Below are 22436 nucleotides of genomic sequence, written 5' to 3'. Positions count from 1 at the left end.
GCGAAAGTGAAAGTCGCGGATAACTTACGCCGAGCGGCCGGCAATGTCGAGCGCACGGTCGCGCATCTCGTTCCGTCGCCCGACCTCTCCCCTTCGCCTAGGCAGCTCTCATCACTTCGCCAGCTTCCCGCCGTCGATCGCGGTCATGCCGCCGTAGCCGGGCTTCCACTTCGCTTCGAATTCGGTTTGTCCGGCGAAGTCGGTCGCGTCGAGCGGTGCGGTCCAATCGGCGCTCAGCTTTCCGGTTCGATCGACGAACGCTTTGAGCAAGTATCGGCCCGGGGGCAAGCCGGCTTGGGGCGCAGCCTTGTCGTCGCGATTCTTGTAGAGCGTAAGGTTATGTTGCCAGAGCCGGCCTTTGCCGAAGTTGGCACGATCGGTCGAAGCGATCGGCTTCGCTTCCCACATTTGCGTTCCGTCGTTCCAAGCATGGATGTCGACTTGCACGAGTGCATCGCCCCAAGCCGGCGGCGTGTTCATGAGCTTGATCCAGATGTCGGACCCGACGCGCTCGACGTCGCTTTCCTTCGGCAGCGCCGCGGCAGTCGCATATTCATCGGCCTTGAGCTTGGCATAATCTTCGATCCAGCCGCGGAACGCTTTATAGCCCTGATCTCCCATCAAGAACTTTTTGCCGCCCCCATGCTTGACCGTCATCAGCGGCTTCTTAAGCAGCAGGCTTTCGGTCGGTTGCTCGAGGTCGATCAGCTTCGCTTCGACGAGATAGTCCAGCGTTGCTTGAGAGCCGGCTTTCTTGATCCAGGCAACTTGGTCGCCGTGTTCGGCCCGTAGTTTGTCGTTGTCTTTGGTCCCTTCGATGTGGCAACTCATGCAGCGAAAGCGCATCGCCCAAACGGAGCTCTCGAACGACTCTAAGACCTGATCTTTTCGCGCATGGCGAATCACTTCCACCGGCCGCTGCGGTTCGGCGAGCTCGGCAGTCGCGAGCTTCGGCGCTGACGTCAATCGTTTATCGGCCGCACAGGCCGCGATCCAGGCCGCGAACGCTTCGTGTTCGACCTGACGCACTTTCTCGTGAATCAACGCCGCTGCCGACGTCTGTTCCGGGTCGCGCATCGCGATCAGCTTCAAGATCTTCGACTGCTCAGGACTCTTGAGGTCGATCAATCCTTGGTCGCGCAACGAAAGAAACGTCTTCTCGCTCGACGGCAAGATGTAGTTCTTGAGATCGACGCCGGCGAGATGACATTGCGTGCAACTCGAAGGATTCGGCGACTTAAAGATCGGCACGATCCGCCGCTCGAATACTTCGGCGGGAGGCGGCTCGGCGGCCGAGGTGAGCGAAGTAGCGGAGAGCAACACGAGCGAGATCGATAAGGCGCGAGATAGCATTGCACGGCTCGAAATAAGGGGACATTCTACTTTAATTGACACTTTCCGTCGCGTTCGCTACCATCTCCCGCATGCCAAGATCCGCTCGCGCCGCCGTCGGCGGCCTTTGTTATCACGTGCTCAACCGCGGCAACGCGCGGGCCGAAATCTTTCATAAGCAGGAAGATTTCGCCGCCTTCCTCGATCTGTTGCCGCCGGCTTGCGAGCGGTTGCCGATGCGGATTCTCGGTTGGTGCTTGATGCCGAATCATTTTCATCTGATCCTTCGTCCCTTCGACGACGGCGATCTCGGCCGCTGGATGCAGTGGCTGATGACCTCGCATGTCCGTCGCTACCATCGCCACTATCAGGGGGAGGGGCACGTCTGGCAAGGTCGCTACAAGGCTTTTCCGATTCAGGCCGATGAACACTTGCTGAGCGTGCTCCGCTATGTCGAACGCAACCCCTTGCGGGCCAAGCTGGTCGCTCGGGCCGAGCAGTGGCCGTGGGGGAGTTTGTCGGCCAGGGTCGGGCAGATCGGGAAAGCTCAGACTGGGACAACTCAGACCGGAAAAGCGGCTCCCGGCCGCAAGCTTGCGAAGACCGAGCCGATCGTTATGAACGTCGATCTGCCGAAGATTCTTGCGCCGTCGCCGGTGAAGCTACCGCGCAATTGGGCCGAGCTTGTCAACAAGCCGCAGACCGAGGCCGAAGTCGCGGCCGTACGCGCGAGCATCCAGCGGGGCGCTCCGTTCGGAAGCGGCGCGTGGCAAAGCCGCACGGCCGAAAAGCTCGACCTCGAACACACGCTTCGTCCCCGAGGGCGGCCGCGCGGTACGTCGAAGCCGAAGATGATCGTGAAAAAGTAGAATGTCCCCTTTAATAAAGTAGAATGTCCCCTTTATGGAAATACATCGACGCTCGCCGCAGGAGCGGCCCTATGCCGCGCCGCGTAAGAACGTGCTGCTGTTGAGCTGCATGGATCTGCGGTTCATCGACGATATCGGGCAGTTCATGGAAGGCGATAATCTCGTCAACCGCTACGACCAGTTGGTGTTCGCCGGCGCGGCGTTAGGCGTGATGCAGCCGACGCACGCCGCCTGGCGCGAGGTCTTCTTTCAGCATCTCGATATCGCCGTGAACCTGCACAACATCCGCGACATCTACATCATGGAGCATCGCAACTGCGGTGCTTATGCCCATTTCCTCGGGCCCGATTTCGACTTCGACGACAGTACGGCAGGTCGCGACGCCGAAGAAATCGAACACCGCAAGCATGCCTTCGATCTGCGCGATGCGATCGGCGCCCATTGCAAGGTGAAGATCGAGCAGGGGCAAGACCGTGACTTGTGGAATTTGAACATCCGCAGTTTCCTGATGGATCTGCGCGGCTCCGTACACATGCTCGATGAAGATGCCGAGCATTACGAGTTCTGATCCGTAAAACGCATCGACGAGAGCGACCCAGGGCCGTGGGATGCCCTGACAGTCGAAGAAGGAGAACGAATTGGTCCCGTCCGATCGCGACGCCGTCGACACGAAGCTGAAAAGCGAAGCCGGCGGGAGCGCGCCACTCGGACTGCACGATTACCTCCAGAAGATTCTCACGGCGCGCGTGTACGACGTGGCGATCGAGTCTGTATTGGAAGCGGCGCCGCGCTTATCGGCTCGACTGGGTAATCGGGTACTGCTCAAGCGAGAAGATACGCAACCCGTCTTCAGCTTCAAGCTGCGCGGAGCGTACAACAAAATGGCGCAGCTGGCGCCGGAGCAACTCCGTCGCGGCGTCATCTGCGCCTCGGCCGGCAACCATGCCCAAGGGGTTGCGCTTAGCGCGCAAAAGCTCGACTGCCAAGCGATCGTCGTCATGCCCGTCACGACGCCGAAGCTGAAGAGCGATGCCGTGCGGGCCTTGAAAGCCGAAGTCGTATTGCACGGCGAGAGCTACTCCGACGCTTATCTGCATGCGCTCGCGCTGGCGGAACAACGAGGCTTGGTCTTCGTCCATCCGTTCGACGATCCCGACGTCATCGCCGGCCAAGGAACGGTCGCGATGGAGATCCTGCGGCAACATCAGCATCCGATCGAAGCGGTCTTCGTTGCGATCGGCGGCGGCGGGCTCATCTCGGGAGTGGCAGCCTATCTAAAAGCCGTTCGGCCCGAGATCAAGATCATCGGCGTGCAGATGATCGATTCCGATGCGATGCTCCGCTCCGTTCGGGCCGGTAAGCGCATCACGCTGAACGAGGTCGGCCTGTTTTCCGACGGCACGGCCGTGAAGCTCGTCGGCGAAGAGACGTTTCGCCTGACGCGCGCGCTCGTCGATGATTTCGTCGTCGTCGATAGCGATGCCGTGTGCGCCGCGATCAAGGATGTGTTCGAAGACACGCGCAGCATTCTCGAACCGGCCGGTGCGATGGGAGTCGCCGGATTGAAGAAGTATGCCGCCGAGCATACTCTCGAAGCGCGCACGTTGATCGCGATCACTTGCGGCGCGAATATGAATTTCGACCGGCTACGGTTCGTCGCCGAGCGCGCCGAAGTGGGAGAAGAGCGAGAAGCGTTGTTCGCCGTCACGATTCCCGAGCGCCGCGGCAGCTTCAAGCGGCTGTGCGAGATGATCGGGCCCCGCAGCGTCACGGAATTCAACTACCGCATCTCCGATGAAAACGAAGCTCACGTCTTCGTCGGCCTTTCGATCCATCGTCGCGACGAAGCGGCCCACGTCGTGAGCGAGTGGAACGACGCAGGTTTCACGACCATCGATCTCACGGATAACGAACTCTCGAAGCTGCACGTTCGGCACATGGTGGGCGGCCGGAGTCGGTTGGCGCACGACGAACGATTGTATCGATTCGACTTTCCGGAACGGCCCGGCGCGTTGATGCGATTTCTGTCGTCGATGCCTCCCGATTGGAATATCAGCTTGTTTCACTATCGCAATCAAGGGGCCGATTTCGGTCGCGTCTTAGTCGGAATTCAAGTTCCCGCCGCTCGCTCGAACGCGTTTCAGGAGTTCGTCGCCGGACTCGCCTATCCGTGCGTCGATGAAACAGACAACCCGGCCTATCGCTTATTTCTTCGTTAGCCGCCCGCGCTCGCCGCGCATACTACGCCATGTCGATCGTCGTTTTACTTCGAACTAACCGGGTGCCATGAGTTCTCCGAGCAAACGCCCCCCTTCCGCTATGTCGAGCGCCGCCCTTCGTAAGACCGTGCCGGTCGTGATCGGCATCGGGCTCTATTGCTTGGTCGTCTCCGGGATCGATCAAATTACCGGCGGGGCGATTCATCTGACGCCGGCGTTTCATACGCTCTTAGGTTTGATCCTCGGCTTGCTGCTCGTGTTTCGCACGAACACGGCCTACGACCGTTGGTGGGAAGGGCGCAAGCTGTGGGGGCAACTCGTCAACGAGACGCGCAACTTCGCCGTGAAGATCGCCACCTGCGTGCGCGCCGAACCGCGCGATAAGATCGAAATCGCCGAGCGGCTTTCGGCCTTCGCGTTTGCGTTGAAGGACCATCTTCGCGGCGGGGTTCGCCTGCAAGACTTGCCGACTTTTCACGACTCGACCGAACAGCCGAAGCATGTCCCTTCGTTTATCGTGGCCCGCATCTACGATCGCTTGGAGCGTTGGCGGCACTCGGAGCAACTCGGGGGCTTCGAACTTTTGTTTCTCGATCGCCATGCGGCGGCGCTGTTAGAGATTTGCGGTAGCTGCGAACGCATCCACAAGACCCCGATCTCGGGCGGCTATCGTCGGTTCATCATGCAATCGATCTGGGTCTACGTGCTCACGCTTCCCTGGGGCCTCGTCGACACGCTCGAATGGTGGACGGCGCCGGTGACGATGCTCGTGGCCTATCTGATGGTCGGCATCGAGGTGTTGGCGGAAGAAGCGGAAGACCCATTCGGCACCGATGGCGACGATCTGCCGCTCGATGAACTGTGTGCGACGATCGACCGCTCGTTGCACGAAATCGTGGATTGGTAGCCGCGCGACGGATGTTTTCCGCCGATAACGGCTTCCGTCGCCGGCATTGCACCCGACTTGCGGCGATTTCCGTTTTTCGTGATACACTTGTAGCGTCGAGCCACGGTTGCGGGACGGTATTCGTTTTTGCCCCGATTGCCGTGCGACCTCGAGTTCCTTCGCGACGTAAGCACGGAAGATCATGGACCCGCGCCGCTCGACTACCGCTTCGACCGTTCTCGCGACGACGCTGATCGTCTCGTTCGGCGCTGCGGTTTGGCTCGGTCGTTTCTATCTGCCGGCCGCTCACATGCCGGAACTGAGGATCGCCCCAGCGGACGTTGCGCCCCCCGCGACGAACTCGCCGATCGATTGGACTACTTGGCGGCGCAAGGCTTGGGACAAGATCGAGCCGCGCATCGACGAAGCCGATCGCGAGGCGCTCGAGTGCCTTAAAGTCGAACTCGCTTCGATCGATGAATTCTTCTACGAACGTCGAGCCGGGACGAAGCCGTTCGCCGAAGCGGTCCTGTCGCTTCAAGGCAAATGGGTCTTCGTGAAAAGCAAACTCCCGACGGTCGACGACGACGCGCATCTCAAGTTTCTGCAGGAGAAGTTCGAGCAAAACATTTTCGCGATCGCCGATCTCAAGACCGTGATCGAGTCGGCGATCGGCGGTTATGTGAGTCGCGTACAAGGAATCGAGAATCAACTCCTCGTCGATGTGCGGGCCGATTTAAGCGAGCGCGAGTTCGCGGTGCCCGGCGCTCCTCTGGCCGCCCTGCCCGAGCAGGAATTCCGTCGCCGCTTCGAGCGACTGCTGCAAGATGTTGCCGAGGCAGTGGCGCGCGATTCGCAATTCGCCGTCTCACGTGAGGTAGTGTCGTTCGTTTCCGGCGAGATCGCGGCACAGATCGCGGTGCGCGTCGCGACGGCCGTAGCGACACGGCTCGGCGTGTCCGCCGGTATTCTCGGCACAGGCGCCGCCTCGAGTTGGGCGACGTTCGGCATCGGCTTGGTTGCGGCCGTGGCGATCGACGTCGCCATCGATCGGATTACGAAGATCGCCGGCTACGATCCGGCCGAAAAGATTTCCGAAAAAGTCCGCGACGTTCTCAAGCAAGTCCGCACGCTGCTCGTCGAAGGTGATCCCGAAGCCCTGGCCGCGTTGGACAAGTTGCGGTCGATGGCTCGTTCCGATAACGATGCAACCGTTCGGGCTGAATCGCAAAAAGCGGTCGATTCGATCGAGGCGGGTGGCAGCTTGGGGTTGCGCCGCGAATTGCTTAAGCTCCATGAAACACGAGCCAAACTGCGCCGCGAAGCGCTGCGTCGTTTGGTCTTCGACGAAACCGGAGAAGCGTTATGAAGAAAATGTTCACGGCAAGCATCGTCGCTCTGGCGCTGTCGGCGTCGGTCGGTTGCCAAGAACCGACGAAGCCGGCCGGATCGGTTGCCGGAAGTTCCCCTTCGCTCGATGCAAAAAATGCCGACGAACGCGCGGCCGCTGCGCGGGAAGCCGCTAAGAAATACGGAGCCAACCCATGAAGAAGCTGTTGAAAGCCGCGCTGCTCGCGGCGCTTTGTTTTTGCTATGCGCCGCAAGCGGCCCAGGCCGAAGTCGCCGCGAAGGCGGTGCGCGAGACGGTCGAATACGTCACGAAGAAGTTCTCGAAAGAGGCCGGTGAAGAAGGGCTCGAAGTCCTAGCTAAGAAGATCGAAGTGTTCGCCACGAAACATGGCGACGAAGGGATTGAAGCGATGCGCAAACTCGGTCCGCGCGCGCTTCGCATTGCCGACGAAGCCGGTCCGAACAGCGCCGCGGCGATTCGCGCCATGGCGCGCTTCGGCGACGACGGCGTCGTGTGGATCGCCAAACGGCCCGCGGGACTGGAACTCGCCTCGAAATACGGCGACGACGCGGCCGAGGTGCTCGTGAAGCATAAGGAGCTTGCCGAGCCGCTCTTGAAGGAGTCGGGCGAGGCGGCCGTGCGGGCACTCAAAGCGGTCGATCCTCAAAACGGCAGACTTCTCGCGATGATGTCGACCGACCAAGCGACCGCACCGCTGGCCCGAAACGCGGAATTGCTCGATGTCGTCGGCCGCTACGGCGATAACGCGATGCAGTTTATCTGGAGGAACAAAGGGAAGTTGGCCGTAACGGCCGGGCTCGCTGCGTTCCTCGCCGATCCGAAGCCGTTTATCGACGGGACACGTGATCTTTCGCAAGCGGCGCTTCAGCCCTTGGCCGAGATCCCCGGCGCAATCGCCCGAAGCATGGATTGGACGCTCGTTGCGATCGTGATGATCGTCGTCGGTTGTATTGTCGGAGGAGGGGTCGTAGCCTGGAAAATGTATTTGCGCTACCGGCACGACATGCGCCTCAAGTTCGTTCTTGAGCAACATAAAAAATCGCTGGCCCAACCATTGCCGACCCAACCATCGACGACCCAATCATTGCCGGCTCCGCCTCAGCCGCCGCCGCTTCCGTAACGTCGCACGAATCTTTGATCTACTAATCCGGCAATCCGCTGCATTGCGTTACACTCTTGTAAGTCGCCGAGGATGTGAGGAAATGTGCGACAGAGATTCGGAGAGCTCGTTCGGTGGCCGGCACGCGGAATGCAGAATGCGTCTAGCCTTGCCGACCTCCGGCAGCGGCCCGATTTCGCGCCTTGCGAGAGGCCCGATCGGCGAGTAATCGTTCACCTTTGAATCGTTCCACACCTCGTCGCGCGAGCACCCTATGACTTCGACTCCCGCACCCGCCTCTTCCGGCGCTTCGTCCGGAACCGTTCCGGTCGTTCCGGGGTCGACCGTCGTCGCGCCGACCATCGACATCGTCAGGGCCGTAGTCGGCGGGGTTTTCTTAGGGATCTTCGCCTATTGGCAATGGCAAAACCCGGCGCTGCTGAAAGAGCCGGTCAGGCTCGAAGCGTTTTGGTCGGAGATGTTGTTGCTGCTCGCGGCGTTGGTCATCGTCCCGTTGACGGTCGGCATTTTTCTGAAGTCGGTGACGCCGGCGACCGTGAAGTTGTGGGAATTGATCGAGCGCATGCATCTGTCGGCGGCCGCGGTATTGATCGGCGCGTATCTGATGGTTCCCGGCATTGCCGTCGCATCGCTGACATTGCCCTGGCTCGCGATGACGTGCCTCTACGCTCTGACCGGCATCGTCGCCATTCGCGAGCGCGGCACGCGCTGTCTCTGGGGGCTCACCATCAATGTCGCCTTCATCTTTCTTGCGATCGGCGGTGTTTGGGTCGTCGTCGAAAGGGCCGGCATGCGGCCTTGGGGTTTCGAGTCGAACATCGAGATTCTCACGGCGCTCCACTTCCACTATGCCGGATTCGTGCTGCTGCTCGCAGCCGGCTGGGCGGCGAAGGAATTGAACGAAAGCCTGCTTGCGAAAGCGGCCTGCATCGCCGCGATGATCGGGGTTCCCCTCACCGCCGCCGGCATCCTCGCCGCGAAGTTGGGATACGGCTCGGCTCTCGAAACGGTCGCCGCGGTCATTATGGCGCTCGCCGGAGCGCTCGTGGCTTGGATGCATCTCCTGTTGGCCGGACGCGCGCAGTACACTCCGCTCGTGCGTGGGCTTTGGTCGGTCGCCGCTGCTTCGCTGATTGCCGCAATGGTTCTCGCCACGCTCTACGGCCTGCGCAGCGTCTACCCGATCAAGATCCTCGATATTCCTCACATGCGCGCGATCCACGGCACGCTCAATGCCGTCGGCTTCGGGTTCTGCGTGATTTGCGCATGGCGCTCCCGTTTTCGCCGGCCGCGCACGGCGAGCGTTTAGAATCGCCACGCTCTAACGCCTGCCGTCGGGCTCCTCTCGTCGTCTCGATTCGCACGGATGATCGAATGCCGATATAATCGCCGGCATATGGGAAATCGATCCGGGCTCAACGACAACTCGCTTTCGCCCGAGAAGCTGCAACTCTTCGCGGCTACGCTCGCCGGCTTGCCGCAAACCGAGATGCGGCAAGCGAAGCTGCTTTACATACGAAACGCGATCGCCGAGCTTCGCGCACAAGAACAAGTCTTCGCTTCGTTCGGCAAGCTGCAAGGATGCATGTCGATCATTCCGATCTTCTGGCCGGTGTTGGCGATGCAGAAGCGGATCATGGCGACGCAAAAGCAATTGGCCCGGCAGCGGATCGTGAATGCGATCGATGTTTGGAAAGAGGACCTCAAGGCCGTCGGGTTCGATGTCTCGCGATTCGATTTGACCGCAGAGGGAGAGCTGCCGGATGGTTGATGCTCGGCTCGTGATCGACGGCGAAGTCGACGCTCCGCTCCGGCTTTCGTTTGCCGACCTGGCGGCGATCGACGCGGAGTTTCAAATCGTCGATGTCGGCACGCTCGACCCGAAGCGCTCCGGCGATGCCGTCCGGCTGGAAGGCTTATTGCAACGCTCGGGCGTTCGACCCGATGCCGCGTGGCTGACCCTGCACGCCTCGCGCGACGACTTCCACGCCAGCATTCCGCTCACGGCGATTCGCGCGCGGGCGATCGTCATCTATCGTTTGCAGGGCGAGCCTTTGCCGGTGGCGGCCGGTGGTCCGTTTCGGTTTTTCGTGCCCGACTTCGCAGCTTGTCATTCGGCCGAGGTCGATGAATGCGCCAACGTGAAGTTCGTCGATCGGATCGAGCTCTCCGCGGTCCGCGGCTTCGACAACCGCCCGCACGATGCCGACGAACACGCGGAACTGCACCATAAGGAATCGACCGGCGGAGCATAGCCTCGAAGCTTCGCGGCTCCCCCCGTTCGCATTGCGGCTTCTTAAGAATCGCCGGAATTACGGTTTGAACCCTGCCGGCAGCCGTTTTGCGCATCTTCAAGGCCGGTCACGTCTCATTGACTCAAGACGGCGTAAACCTTTACACTACAGATCGATGTAACATCAGTCTGAACGAGGCGCTCTTGTATTGCGGTTCGATTCGACACAAATCTCTCTTCAACAGCCGCGCTTCTTCAAACGAGCCGGTGGCGGAAGAGAGTCGAACACCGAACCGGTTCGCCTCGGTAGCCGCTCGCGGGCAAGGATTGCCGGATCGCGACGTTTAGTCGACGCTAAGTTGTTCTATCGAATAGACCTGCGCCGATTCGACAAGCACGCCGTCTCTGGCAGTCGGCGTCTTCGTGCGTTCGGTTCGCCGATGCTCTCGGCGTCCGGTGTCGGTCCGAATGAATTAGGTCGGCGGTTTCGTATTTTTGTCGCTTGGGAAACTCAGACATGACGCAGTCGTCTTCGCATGCCGCGATTCTCGGACTCGGAACCGCTCAGCCCGAATACCTGATGGCGCAAGACGATGCCGTCATGCTCGCCCAAGAAATTTGCTGCCGCGACGAAGCGGAGAAGAAACTCGTCAAGGTTCTCTATCGCAAGGCAGGCGTTAAACAACGCGCCACCTGCGTACCTTATCAAATCGCTCTCGAGTGGCTTGCCGCTCCGGCAACCGTCGTCTCGACGGTCGGCGCTGCCGCCTTGCACGCCGAAGTCGGTGCGTCGAAGAACGGTTCGTCCCACAACGGCAACGGTCACGCCGCCTCCGCTAACGGTCGCCGCCGCATCATCGACGGCATGCTCGACGACGCGCATATCGAAGACATGACCGAAGAAGAACTCGGCGACTTGCCCGAGTCGGATGGTCCGGTCCATCGCGGCCCTTCGACCGCCGAACGGATGCAGATCTTCGCGGAAGCGGCACCCGAACTCGCCGTACATGCCGCGGAACTCGCGCTGATCGATTCCGGCGTCGCTGCCGCCGCGATCACGCATTTAGTCACCGTTACCTGCACCGGCTTCTTTGCGCCGGGCATCGATATCTCGATCATCAATCGACTCGGCCTGCGCGGCGATGTCGGCCGGATCCAAGTCGGCTTCATGGGTTGCCACGGCGCGATCAACGGCCTCCGCGCCGCCACCGCGATTGCGCAAGCCGATCCGAAGAATCGCGTTCTCTTGTGCGCAGTCGAACTTTGCAGTTTGCACTACTCGTTTCAATGGGACCCGACTCGCGCCGTCGGCAACGCGGTCTTCGCAGATGGCTCGGCAGCGCTCGTCATCGGCCACGCCGACTCCGCACCCAATGCCGCATCCGCCAACGACGGCGGCACGTTGCGTTGCGCTGCGACCGGCTCGTGCGTCATTCCCGATTCCACCGATGCGATGTCGTGGAACCTCGGCGACAACGGGTTCGAGATGTTCCTCTCGTCGCGTGTGCCCGACTTGATCGGCAAGCACCTGCGACCGTGGTTCGAGTCGTGGCTGGCGGCGCAAGGGCTCAAGATCGAAGACGTCGGGAGTTGGGCCGTGCATCCGGGCGGGCCGCGCATTCTCTCTTCGGTCGAAGAAAGCCTCGGCCTGCCGCGCTCCGCTACGGCCGTGTCGCGCGAAGTCCTCGCCGAATGCGGCAATATGTCGTCGCCGACCGTCCTCTTCATCCTGCAACGCCTACGCGCCTCGGGCGCGAAGATGCCGTGCGTCGCCTTAGGTTTCGGGCCAGGATTAGCAGCGGAAGCCGCGCTGTTCGTGTAGACGTAGCGCGTGCCGAGAAAGCATGCTACTTCGCGCATCTCCGTTCAATAGCCCCAGATGAATATCTGGGGGCGCACGTGCCGGCTGCGGCAATCCCGCCGCGCACGCACAGCCTCACCCGTGAATAATCACGGTCTTCGTCTCGGTCATTTCCTCGATCGCGTACTTGGGCCCCTCTTTCCCCAGGCCGGAATCCTTCAGGCCGCCGTACGGCATCAAGTCGGCCCGCCAGGCGGTTCCCCAGTTGATGTGGATGTTGCCGCTCTCGACTTGCCGGGCGAACTTCAACGCCGAGTCGATGTTCTGCGTGAAGATCGCCGCACTCAAGCCGTAGCGCGTCGAGTTGGCAAGCGCGATCGCCTCGTCGACCGTAGCGACGCGCGTCACGCCGACCGCCGGACCGAATAACTCATCGCAACTGATTTTCATTTCCGGTCGCACATCGGCCAAGACGGTCGGCTCGACCACGGTCTTGTTGCGCTTCCCGCCGCATACGACTCGCGCTCCCCCGGCCACCGCTTCGTTGATCCATTGCTCGACGCGCACCGCATCCGCTTCGCGCACCATCGGGCCCATCTGTGTCTGTGGATCAAGCTGATTACCGAAGCGCAACGCCGAAACCTTCGGCCGGAGCAAGTCGAGCAAGTCGCCGTAGGCGCTGCCGAGCGCGAGCACGCGCTGGGTCGAAATGCAAAGCTGCCCGGCGTTGCCGTAGCCGCTCGTCACGATCGCATTCGCCACTTTTTCCAGATCGGCATCCGGCAACACGACGAGCGGGCTGTTCGACCCGAGCTCCATCGTCACCCGTTTGATTCCCGCGATGTTGCATAAGTGCTCGCCGACATCGCGGCTGCCGGTGAACGTAACCTTCCGCACTCGGGCATCGCGCACGAGTGGTTCGCCGACCGTCTTGCCGGAGCCGGTGAGGCACGCGATGCCGTCCGGAGGAAGGCCCGCCTCAAGCAGCACCTCGACCATGCGCAGCGCCGACAAAGGCGTATCGCCGGCCGGCTTAATGATGACGGAGTTTCCTGCGGCTAATGCCGGACCGACTTTGTGTACGACCAAGTTCAGCGGAAAGTTAAACGGCGTGATCGCCGCCACGACGCCGCAAGGAATCCGGAGCGTGAACCCAAGCTTGCCGGCTCCGCCCGAAGCGCCATCGAGCGGGAGCACTTCCCCTTCGATCCGTTTCGCTTCCTCGGCCGAAAGCTCGAGCGTCTCCTTCGCGCGGAGGACTTCCATGCGTCCTTCGGCGAGCGTCTTTCCCTCTTCGCTGCTGATGGTCCGCCCGAGATCGTCGGCGCGGGCCTCCATAAGCTGCGACGCTTTCAGCAAGATCTGATAGCGCTTATAGCCGGGAAGCGCGGCCATCGTCTTCGCGCCGGCCGTCACTCCTTGGAGCGCCGCTTCGATGTCGCTCGGCGTCGCCGAGGGAACGGTGCCGACCACCGAATCGTCGTACGGATTACGGACCTCGATCTTTTGGGTCGCGTCGTGCCAGTCGCTGCCGTAAAACATACGCATCGTCATTCGCTCCTAGGTTGATGGCGTCGCGCGAATTATATCGCTCGACCGGCGATCGTACATCCGGCTTCCATTTCGGTTTCGTAAGGCTCGTCGATTCTCATGCGCATTGCTTCGTTTATTTCCAGCGCTACCGAAATGCTCTACGGACTCGGCCTCGGCGAGCAAGTCGTCGCGGTGAGTCACGAATGCGATTTCCCCGCCGAGGTTCTCGCGAAGCCGAAGATCTCGTTCACGAATATCTCGGCCGATGCTCCGAGCGCCATGATCGACCGGCAGGTGAAGGAGTTGGTCGCGGCCGGGAAGCCATTGTACGAAATCGACGTAGAGCTCTTGGTTCGGCTTGCGCCGGACCTCATCGTCACGCAAGCGCAGTGCGATGTGTGCGCGATCCGCTACGACGACGTCGTCGCGACGGTCCAGTCGGAAGAAGCGCTGGCCTCGACGCAAATCGTCGCGCTCAACCCTCATTTTCTCCACGACATTCTCGGCGATATTCGCCGCCTCGCCATCGCAACCAATCGGATGGACGAGGGTGCCGCGTATGTGAAGAGCTTGGTGGCAAGAATCGACACGGTTCGCGCACGGACGGGCAACTTGCCCGCCGAACGTCGCCGACGTGTGACGTGCATCGAATGGATCGAGCCGCTGATGGTTGCCGCGAATTGGACGCCGGAACTCGTCGACCTTGCCGGCGGCACTCAAGCGGCGACTACGGCCGGGGAACACAGCACCTATACCGATTGGGAAACGATTCGCGCCTTCGATCCCGAGGTGATCGTCGTCCTGCCGTGCGGCTTCGATCTCGAGCGCACGCTTCGCGAAGCGGCCGATCTACCGCAACGACCGGGCTGGAACGAGCTCACGGCCGTGCGCGCGGGGAACGTCTATGCTGTCAACGGGAATGCGCTGTTCAATCGCTCAGGACCGAGGATCGTGGATAGCCTGGAGCTCTTATCGCGCTTGGTGCATCCGGAGTTGTACGAAGACGATGCGCGTGGGGATCGTGAAATCGCAAGCGGCGACGGTCGAACTTGGCAGCGCCTGGGAGACTTTCGCGCTCACGCTCACCATTCGAAATGAAACGTCTGTCGAAACCCTCGCGCGAGCATCTGTGCCGGGGTCTGCGTGCCGACGTAGATCTTCGCTTCGCCGGCGAGTGCGATGCGTAGCATGCCGTGGGGATCGTCGAGCGGGAAGACCCGCACTTGATACGCGGCGGAGCGCAATCGCTCCGTGCCGGTGTCGTCGGTGCGGGTCGCCATCTCGCCGCCCGACTTATTCGAGAGTTGCCGCGGAGCGATCTTCGCATCGGTCTTCGAGATCTCGCGCACTTGCGCATGCCACGTTCTACCCGGCGTCTCGTTCAGTCGCACGTCGACCGGTTGTTCGAGGTGGATGAATTCGATGTCTCCCTGATCGACGAGCAGCATCGCCTCCATGCGGTTCGGGTCGCCGATCCGGCAGAACAGCGTTCCGGCAGGGAGCGTGCTGCCGATGTTTTTCTTATCGAGCGGCGTGCCCGACCATTCGCGCAGCCGGCCATCGTCCGTCGGTTGCGGTGCCGTTTCCGGGGGCGGCAGCACGGTGCCTGCCGTCGGCGCGCGGATCGTGAGTCGCTCGAGATCGGCTTCGCGCTTCGCCAGCAGTTGATCGAGCGCCGCGAGCGATTGTTCGGCGAGCGCCGCGCGCGACGCTGCCAACGGATCGGTGAAGCGTTCCTTCTGCATCGAGGCCAACATTACGCGTGCCTCATCGCGCCGGCCGACGAGCCGGTCGACTTCGATGCGCACGTCGACATTCGCGAGCTTCGCCAGCGGTTGGCCGGCGACGATCGCTTCTCCTGGGCGCACGAAGACCGCTTCGATCGTGCCGGGCACTTCGACGTAAACGGAATGTGCATCGCGCGGCCGAACTTCGAGCGGTGCGTAGGCCCGATGCGGCAGTGGAACCACGAGCGCCGCGAAGACGATCGCTCCCAGCACCGAGATCGTGACCGCCGCGCGAGACTTGTTCACGAGTTGCATCCTCCCAGGAACCGAAAAAAATCGTCGCACGCCGCGGATCGGCATGAGAATCAGCCCGCCGACGGCGATCGCGCCGAACGCATGGCCGACGACGTCGAGCCTGTACGGCTCGAAGACTTTGTTGAAGAACCACAAGATGCCGAAGAAGACGAACCACCGATACACGCTCGACGCCACGGCATACGCGACGAACAGGCCGACATGCTTGCGCGGCAGAAGAGGATCGTCGGCGTCGGCATAACGAATGCCGAGACAGAGCCGACCGGCTCCGCGACGGAGCGCGGCGGTCGCTTTCGAGCCGAGGTTCGTAATCTCCAAGAGGTCGGAAAGGATATAGTAGCCGTCGTAGCGCATCAGCGGATTCGCGTTCACCAGCAGCGTGCTCACGGTGCAAATGAAGATCACGTTGAGCGCCAGGCTATGGACAATTCCGGGCTCGCTGAACCGCCAGAGAAACACGGCCGGCGCCGCAATCACTAGTTCGACGTACATGCCGGCCGCACCGATCGCGGCCCGTTGCCATTTATTCGGCAGCAACCAAGAGTCGGAGACGTTGCAGTACATCGTCGGCGTGAAAAACAAAAGCATGAAACCGAGCTCATGGCATTCTCCGCCGAAGTGCTTGCAAGCGAGGCCGTGCCCCAACTCATGCAACACCTTCACGACCGCGAGCGAGACGCCGAGCCACGCGATATTCGACGGCGTGAAGAACTGATGAAACGTCGGAAGAGCCGCCGCGAACTCATCGAACCGGGCCACGATCGCGAGCCCCGCCGCGCCGATCATGGCGCTGCAAATCAGCACGCACCAGGACGAAAAGAACCAGCCGAGCCAAGGATAAAGTCCGTTCAGCAATCGATCGGGATCGACGCCGCGAAAGCGGAGCGCGAACGGGTTGCCGTAGCGCTCGCGCCGCATCTGCAGCTTCCGTTCCTCGCTCCGACGTGCGAGCGGCTCGGCTTGTCCGGCCGCTGCGGAAACGACCAAGCCGTCGCGATGGAGGAGCGCAATGTAGCGCTGGATCTCGTCGAAGTCGATCGTTTGCGGAGCATAACGCGACTCGAAGGCTCGCTTGATCTCGCTCGGAGTTTTGCGGCCGTCGAGCTGACGGAGCAAGAAGTATTCTTCATCGAGCAGCCGATAGTAGTCGAGGCTCAGCGGGTTCTTAATGATCCAGCCGACGACTCCTTGATGGAGTTGCCGAACCGCGCGAAGATCGACGCGGGCCCGCACCGTCGTAGCGCGTTCGCTCGCAGTCGTCGGCAGTTCGGCGATCGTCGACATGAGGCGCGTGCCGCGGTTTTAGCGTTGGGGAGCGGCCGGCAAGCTACCGGTTAGCGGCACGGGAGGCGTCGTCGCAGCCGGCTCGGTAGGCATGGCGATCGGCGCGGCGGCAGCCGCATCGGTGCGAATCGCCATATCGACGTCGTGGCCCGGGCGAAGGAGATACTGACCGTTTTCGGCGACATTCGTCACTTCGGCCTTCACGCGGAATTGACCACGGCCGTCGATTTCAGGATGTACGAACGTGACCTTGCCGGTGAATTGCATCGGCCGCCCGCGCGCGAGCAGCAACTCGACGACGACCGGTTTCCCTACGATCTCGCCGGGAGTATAGTCGGCGGCGCGTAAGAAACCTTCGACCGCCAGTTGATCCAAGCGAATGATCCGAAAAATCGGATCGCCCGGTTGAACCCATTCGCCGACATGCACCGGCACTTCGACCACTTCGCCGCCGATAGGACTCGTGATTTGGCGACGTCGCACGCTATCTTCGGCCGCATCGACCTCGACCCGTTTCGCTTCGGCTTCTTCTTTCGAGATCTGCAAATTGTGTTGCGCTTGCTCGATCTGGCGCTGAGCTTTTTCGTAAGACAAAGCCATCTCTTGCAGCTTCACTTGCGAGATCGAATTCGCGGCCTTCTGATTGGCTTGGAGTCCGGCGCGGTACTCGAATTCGGCGACCTTCGCCGCCGACTCGGCATAGCGAATTTCGATATCGTTTCCGGCGCGGTCTTGCGCGATCTTATGCTCCGCCTCGGCGACGAGCTTCGCCATACGCGATTGACTGTCGCTCACGCGCCCGACCTGCGCCTCGGCTTCGACCATCATCCCTTCGCGCACTTCCAGAGCCGTGACGATGCCGGGCTCTTGCACCGAGACCGTGACCTGATCGATCAGCTTCACCACGCAATGCCGGAGCACCGGCACCGCGGCGGTTCCGCCGAGGGCGGCGCTATTTGCCGACGAACCGTTTGCCGAGCTAGGCGGAATCGCGCCGCCCTGCGGTAGGTTCGATGGGCTAGTCGGAAGATTGCTATGGATGTTGCTCTGCGCCGGAGCTTGATAGCCGCCGCTACCGTAGCGATCGACGAATTGCGTCGGTGCAACGCTCCCGTCGTTGCGGCCGCGCGCCGCGCGATGAGGATCGATGTTCGGGCGAGCCTCGTTGATCGGACGCGATTCCATACCGACGGGCAATTCCTGCGGCGGCTCGACCGGCGATTGCGGCGCGGCGGGCTTCGCATGGAACGATTGCGCAACCACGCTTGAAATCTGCGCGCCGATAACCGACGCCAAGCCGCATGCAACCACGGCTGCCGTGCGTAAGCGGTTGAAGCGGCTGTGTGTCTGACTTCTCATACCGGCATCCTTGCCCTATCGCAAAACTCGGGTTTGCGATTCCTCTAAAGCTTGAACAAAATTCGCGACTGCACGAAGCTCCAAACATCATGCAGCAACACATAGCCGAGCGAGCGCGAACCGCATTCGACGCGGACGCGGACATCTGCGCCGGGATGAAGTTGCGCGAGCAGGCTTTTATCGATCTTCGCCGTGACGAGCACGACGTTTCCTTCCTCACCGCGCGGCTCGGCCGCCAGGTGCGTCTCGACGACGGTCCCTTTGTATTCATGGCCCGGATCGGTCGCGAGGACGAACGTGATCTCAAGCGGTGGAAGCCCGGCTCGATGCTTTTCGGCGACGTGTCCGAAGCGATCCTCGGGTACGCGAATCTCGACTTCCCACTCGCCATCCGGATCGACCAAGCCGGCAAGCGTTTGCCCTTGGCGAACGGGCCGCTCGGCGAGAAGCTCTTCGATGTTCCAAGTGGCGACTTGCCCGACCATCGGACTGACGACGCGAAGCCGCGCCCGCTTTTCGGAAAACAACGTCGCTTGTCGGCGCAAGCTCTCGCGGCGCTGTTCGAGCGTGGCGATCTGGCCGACGAGGCGCTGCATTTCCGCGGCCGTCAGCGAACGACCTTCGTTGTATTGCCGCTGCGCGTTTGCGAATTCTTGTTCGGTCTCGTTGATCTCTTTGATGAGATCGGCTTCCGCCACGTCGAGGTCGGTGCTGCGCAGTTCGAAGAGCGGGTCGCCGACACGTACTCGATCGCCGTGACGGATGAAGATCTTATTCACGATTCCATCGACCGAGGCGAACACATCGCGACGATCGACCGGTTGCAACGTGCCGCGCGCTTCGACGGCGAAATCGTAGGGAACGACGCAGAGCGCCGCAACGATACCGACCGCCGCACCGAGGGCCAGCAATCGTTTCTTCAGTCTGCTTCCGCCGGTGAAGGCATCGAGGGTGGCAAACGGTCGGGTCAACGAACGGAGCGGCACGGCATCGTAACGAAGCGCGTTGGTGAGTGCGGTCGCGGCGTGCGGAATCAGCGACTCAAGGAGGTTCAAGCCTTCTGCCTCGTGATGCGGAGTCGACTCCATAGTCGGGCTCTGTCGACGATCGTCGCTGCTCTGCGAGATATGCGGCTTCGGGATCGGCGCGGCTGTCGCGATTTGTTCGATCGTCAGCACGCCGACGATTTCATCGGTTGCCGTCGCTCCGCAACGGAGAGGCACCACGGTCAGTTCGCGAGCTTGCGATTCATCGAGATATGCGTGCAGAGCCGATTCCACTTGCGGGGCGAGTGCCGTATCGTCGTGCGGGAAACGAAGCTTCTCGCCGCTGGCGGCGACGGCTGCCGCGAGGGTTTCTAAGCGCCGAACCAAATTCGAGCGTCGATCCAAATAATCTTGTCCACTGACGGCGAACGCCTCGGCTCGGCGACGACGATAGACGCAGATTCCGGCCCGATCGCTATCGGTGAGGCGCCGCGCTTCGTTGGCGATCGCGGCGGCGGTCCGTCGTAAATCGAGCGGCGCGTGGACTTCGAGCGCGAACTCCGCGATGCGCTGCGCAAAGCTCGTCTCGCGATCGTCGCTCGTGGTGTTCGTATCGATCCGGCGGCGAAAGAGATAATCGGCCGCGTGGTCGCACAGCGGAACGAGCGTTCGTTGCAACGCGCTCTGGGCGCCGCGTGCCGGCTCGTCGGCGAAGCCGATCGAGACGATTCCCAATACCGCGGTGCCGATGCGAATCGGATACGACATAACGGCGTCGTGCTGCGTCGCAGTGTGCGCTTGAGGCTGGTTTTCGTTGCGCGATTCGCCGAGCGTTCGGCCGTCGCGACCGACGAATCTCCCGGCTCCTTCGGCAAACGCTTCGGCCGCCAGTCGTTCGTAGTGCGCGCGGTCGTCGGTGGATAGGTGCTGTTCGGCAGCTAGGCGTAAGCTGCCTCGGTCTGCGATCCAAACTGCGCCCGCCGTGCCGTCGAGCGCAGCGGTCGTCGAGGTAAGAAACTCACGAAAGAATCGTTCGGGCTGGTTCGCGGCGCGCGCCTGCGCAGCGAGGCGCGCATGGAGTTCGCGCAGCTTTTCAATGCTGGGTGTCGGGCCGGGTGCCGGCGTTCTTGGATCGAGCGTAGTCGACATGAGATTCTCCGACGCGGATCTCGGGCATTCGCCGACATTCGCGCGGTGCGGACTATACCGACCCGGGGTTTACGATGCAGTACCAGTCTCTCGCAGATACCGCCACTGCCGGCGCGAAGGGAAGCGTTCGGTTGGCCGCAAGTTCGGCGAGACCCGTAGACCCCCGACTCGGGCCGTGCTAGCATTCTTTCGGCTACTTTTTGCAGCGGGGTCGGCGTTCGCCGCGCTCCGCACATGTCGTTTTGCGATTTTCTTTCGCGTTTGCTTTTCGATGCGTATCTTGTTCACCAGCCACGAGCCGCTCGACGGTGCCGTATCGGGCCGCTTCGTCGATAGCGCTGCGCGCGGACTCGCATCCGCCGGGCATCAGGTGCGCATTCTGTGCGTCGACGACGAGCCGGGGGAAGAGGTCGAGCCGAACGTGCGGCGCGTCGTTTGCCATGCGACCGATCGCCGCGCACCGTTCCCGCATGCGATGCCGACGTTCGGGGGCGTTGCGTCTCCGACCGCCGTGGCCGAAGCCGGGCGCAGCAACGTCACATTCGCCGCGCTGAGCGATCGGCAACTTTCCGACTATCGCGATCTGTTGCGCGCCGAGTTCGATCGCGAAATCGATCTTTACGATCCGTGCATCGTGCATGTGCAGCATGTTTGGTTGTTCGGCCATTTGGCGCTGGAAGCCGGTATCCCTTACGTGTTGTCGGCGCATCCTCAAGAGTTCGAAGTCGCGCGAACCGATTCCCGTTATCGGCGCTACATGCAAGAGACCGCCGAAAACGCTTGCCGGATTCTTTCGCACGGCGCTGCCGCACGCGCCGTGAACGAACTCGTCGGCGATCTCGAAGGACGGGTCGTGCCGTTTCCGTTGCCGTCGAACGAGTCGCTCGGCAAGGCTCGGTGGTGGGAGTCGCTTCCGGCGCTCTATCGGGCTTCGCTTATCGAACGCTTCGGCAAGCTGCCCGACCACTGCGTTCGTTGATTTCTTGCCGGACGACGACGTGCTCGCCCGTTCCGTCGGTTTACTTCTTCGACATCACATCCGTGAGCAACTCCGATGGCGCAACTTCCCGAGCGAGACAGCATCGAAGATCTTTGTCCTCGGCCAGACGAGCCGCCGGCGATGCCGACTTCTCCTTTGGCATCGCCGATCTACCAAGCAGCCGTGTATCGCTGCGAAGATCCCGAGCAGGCCGGGCGGCTGCTTTCGGGCCAGGAAGAGGGTTATGTTTATAGCCGCGATCGGAATCCGAATTCGGATCTTTTAGCGGAACGCGTGCGCGCGCTGCATGGTGCCGAGAAGGCGATCGTTTGCGGTTCGGGCATGGCGGCCTGTTCGGCGATCTTCCTGGCGCATCTGACGTCGGGCGATCATGTCGTCGTGGGGGATCAGATGTACGGTCGCACGCTGACGCTATTGGAAAAGGAACTCTCGCGACTCGGCATCCGTTCGACACGAGTCGATGTGTGCGAACCGGCGCTGGTGCGCGCGGCGATGACGCCGGCGACGAAGCTCGTCGTCGTCGAGACGATCACGAACCCTTTGGTACGCGTGGTCGATGTCGCGAAGTTGGCCGATGTGGCGCATGCGGGCCAGGCGCGGCTCGTCGTTGACAACACGTTTGCGTCCCCGGTGCTTTGCCGACCGTTGGAGCTGGGTGCCGATATCGTCTTCGAGAGTTTGACGAAAATCATGAACGGCCATAGCGATGTGCTGCTGGGAGCGGTCTGCGGTCGGGCCGATGCTTGGGAACGGATGGTCGGCGTCGTCGGCAGCTACGGACTCTCGGCCGCGCCGTTCGACAGCTGGCTCGCGGCTCGCGGCATCGGCACGCTGGCGCTGCGCGCCGAACGTGCATCGAGTAATGCACTCGCGGCGGCACGGTTTCTCGCGCAGCGTGCGGAGTGCGCGCGCGTTTACTATCCCGGTCTTGAGGACCATCCCGACCATGCGACGGCGGCGCGGCAGTTCGCGGGCCGGTTCGGATCGATGCTGAGCTTCACGTTGGCCGGCGGAAGCGCGGCGGCGCAAAGTTTCATCACCGCGGCGAAGCGAATTCCGTTCTGCCCTTCGCTCGGCGATCTGAGCACGACGCTTAGCCATCCGGAATCAACGAGCCATCGCGGGCTCACCGCCGAAGAGCGCGCGAAGCTCCAGATCACAGGGGGCACGATCCGCCTCTCGGTCGGCATCGAAAGCCCGGAAGCGATCTTAGCCGCATTGGAAGAAGGCTTGGCCGGGATTTAAGCTGTC

The 22436-nt window shown here is 61.8% G+C and carries 19 protein-coding genes; 14 read left to right on the top strand and 5 right to left on the bottom strand.

What is annotated here, in order from left to right; genetic code table 11:
* Positions 1-111: 111 nt before the first annotated feature.
* A complete protein-coding gene (locus K8U03_01015) occupies positions 112-1353 on the bottom strand; it encodes a hypothetical protein (GenBank protein ID MCE9603463.1) in 1242 nt (413 codons plus the stop codon).
* Positions 1354-1424: 71 nt separating this feature from the next.
* Here K8U03_01015 and K8U03_01010 point away from each other — a divergent pair, with 71 nt between their 5' ends.
* The 11 genes from K8U03_01010 to K8U03_00960 all read left to right on the top strand — a co-directional run bounded on the left by K8U03_01010 (position 1425) and on the right by K8U03_00960 (position 11853).
* Complete coding sequence (locus K8U03_01010) at positions 1425-2201, top strand: transposase (protein ID MCE9603462.1); 777 nt, start codon at positions 1425-1427, stop codon at positions 2199-2201.
* A gap of 34 nt (positions 2202-2235) precedes the next feature.
* The gene (locus K8U03_01005; GenBank protein ID MCE9603461.1) at positions 2236-2769 is read left to right on the top strand and encodes a hypothetical protein; all 534 of its coding nucleotides are present in this window, start codon (positions 2236-2238) and stop codon (positions 2767-2769) included.
* 106 nt (positions 2770-2875) lie between these two features.
* A complete protein-coding gene (gene ilvA / locus K8U03_01000; GenBank protein ID MCE9603460.1) occupies positions 2876-4420 on the top strand; it encodes a threonine ammonia-lyase, biosynthetic in 1545 nt (514 codons plus the stop codon).
* Positions 4421-4520: 100 nt separating this feature from the next.
* Positions 4521-5327, top strand: a complete 807-nt coding sequence (locus K8U03_00995) for a hypothetical protein (GenBank protein ID MCE9603459.1) — start codon at positions 4521-4523, stop codon at positions 5325-5327.
* Positions 5328-5508: 181 nt separating this feature from the next.
* Complete coding sequence (locus K8U03_00990) at positions 5509-6675, top strand: hypothetical protein (GenBank protein ID MCE9603458.1); 1167 nt, start codon at positions 5509-5511, stop codon at positions 6673-6675.
* Positions 6672-6854: a hypothetical protein gene (locus K8U03_00985; GenBank protein MCE9603457.1), complete on the top strand. Its 183-nt coding sequence runs from the start codon at positions 6672-6674 to the stop codon at positions 6852-6854. Before K8U03_00990 ends, K8U03_00985 begins: the two co-directional genes overlap by 4 nt.
* A complete protein-coding gene (locus K8U03_00980; protein ID MCE9603456.1) occupies positions 6851-7798 on the top strand; it encodes a hypothetical protein in 948 nt (315 codons plus the stop codon). The genes K8U03_00985 and K8U03_00980 overlap by 4 nt, the downstream gene beginning before the upstream one ends.
* Positions 7799-8051: 253 nt before the next feature.
* The gene (locus K8U03_00975; protein MCE9603455.1) at positions 8052-9107 is read left to right on the top strand and encodes a YndJ family protein; all 1056 of its coding nucleotides are present in this window, start codon (positions 8052-8054) and stop codon (positions 9105-9107) included.
* An 87-nt stretch (positions 9108-9194) separates the two neighbouring features.
* Positions 9195-9569, top strand: coding sequence for a hypothetical protein (locus tag K8U03_00970; protein ID MCE9603454.1), 375 nt, complete (start codon positions 9195-9197; stop codon positions 9567-9569).
* Complete coding sequence (locus tag K8U03_00965; protein MCE9603453.1) at positions 9562-10053, top strand: molybdopterin-dependent oxidoreductase; 492 nt, start codon at positions 9562-9564, stop codon at positions 10051-10053. Before K8U03_00970 ends, K8U03_00965 begins: the two co-directional genes overlap by 8 nt.
* A gap of 495 nt (positions 10054-10548) precedes the next feature.
* A complete protein-coding gene (locus tag K8U03_00960; protein ID MCE9603452.1) occupies positions 10549-11853 on the top strand; it encodes a type III polyketide synthase in 1305 nt (434 codons plus the stop codon).
* A gap of 114 nt (positions 11854-11967) precedes the next feature.
* On the opposite strand, the gene K8U03_00955 is transcribed toward K8U03_00960, so the two are convergent.
* Positions 11968-13380, bottom strand: coding sequence for an aldehyde dehydrogenase family protein (locus K8U03_00955; protein MCE9603451.1), 1413 nt, complete (start codon positions 13378-13380; stop codon positions 11968-11970).
* Between the two features lie 102 nt (positions 13381-13482).
* Between K8U03_00955 and K8U03_00950 the strand changes: the two genes are divergently transcribed.
* Positions 13483-14463: a cobalamin-binding protein gene (locus tag K8U03_00950; GenBank protein MCE9603450.1), complete on the top strand. Its 981-nt coding sequence runs from the start codon at positions 13483-13485 to the stop codon at positions 14461-14463.
* Here K8U03_00950 and K8U03_00945 read toward each other — a convergent pair.
* Genes K8U03_00945 through K8U03_00935 form a run of 3 tightly spaced genes read right to left on the bottom strand, consistent with a single transcriptional unit; the run spans position 14448 to position 20185 of the window.
* Positions 14448-16691 carry a hemolysin D gene (locus K8U03_00945; GenBank protein ID MCE9603449.1) on the bottom strand — a complete coding sequence of 748 codons (2244 nt, stop codon included), beginning with the start codon at positions 16689-16691 and terminating at the stop codon, positions 14448-14450. The two genes, K8U03_00950 and K8U03_00945, sit on opposite strands and share 16 nt — an antisense overlap.
* Before the next feature lie 18 nt (positions 16692-16709).
* Positions 16710-18050 (bottom strand): HlyD family efflux transporter periplasmic adaptor subunit, encoded by a 1341-nt coding sequence (locus tag K8U03_00940; GenBank protein ID MCE9603448.1) that lies wholly within the window; start codon positions 18048-18050, stop codon positions 16710-16712.
* A gap of 44 nt (positions 18051-18094) precedes the next feature.
* On the bottom strand, positions 18095-20185 hold the full coding sequence (locus K8U03_00935) for an efflux RND transporter periplasmic adaptor subunit (GenBank protein ID MCE9603447.1): 2091 nt from the start codon (positions 20183-20185) through the stop codon (positions 18095-18097).
* Between the two features lie 271 nt (positions 20186-20456).
* Between K8U03_00935 and K8U03_00930 the strand changes: the two genes are divergently transcribed.
* Together K8U03_00930 and K8U03_00925 are read left to right on the top strand one after the other, a co-directional pair.
* Positions 20457-21164, top strand: a complete 708-nt coding sequence (locus K8U03_00930) for a glycosyltransferase (protein MCE9603446.1) — start codon at positions 20457-20459, stop codon at positions 21162-21164.
* A 141-nt stretch (positions 21165-21305) separates the two neighbouring features.
* Positions 21306-22430 (top strand): aminotransferase class I/II-fold pyridoxal phosphate-dependent enzyme, encoded by a 1125-nt coding sequence (locus K8U03_00925; protein MCE9603445.1) that lies wholly within the window; start codon positions 21306-21308, stop codon positions 22428-22430.
* Positions 22431-22436 lie beyond the last annotated feature (6 nt).

Source organism: Planctomycetia bacterium (genome assembly GCA_021413845.1).
Classification (GTDB): domain Bacteria; phylum Planctomycetota; class Planctomycetia; order Pirellulales; family PNKZ01; genus PNKZ01.
The sequence above is the reverse complement of the archived record's forward strand: the minus strand, read 5'-3'. Positions and strand labels throughout refer to the sequence as shown.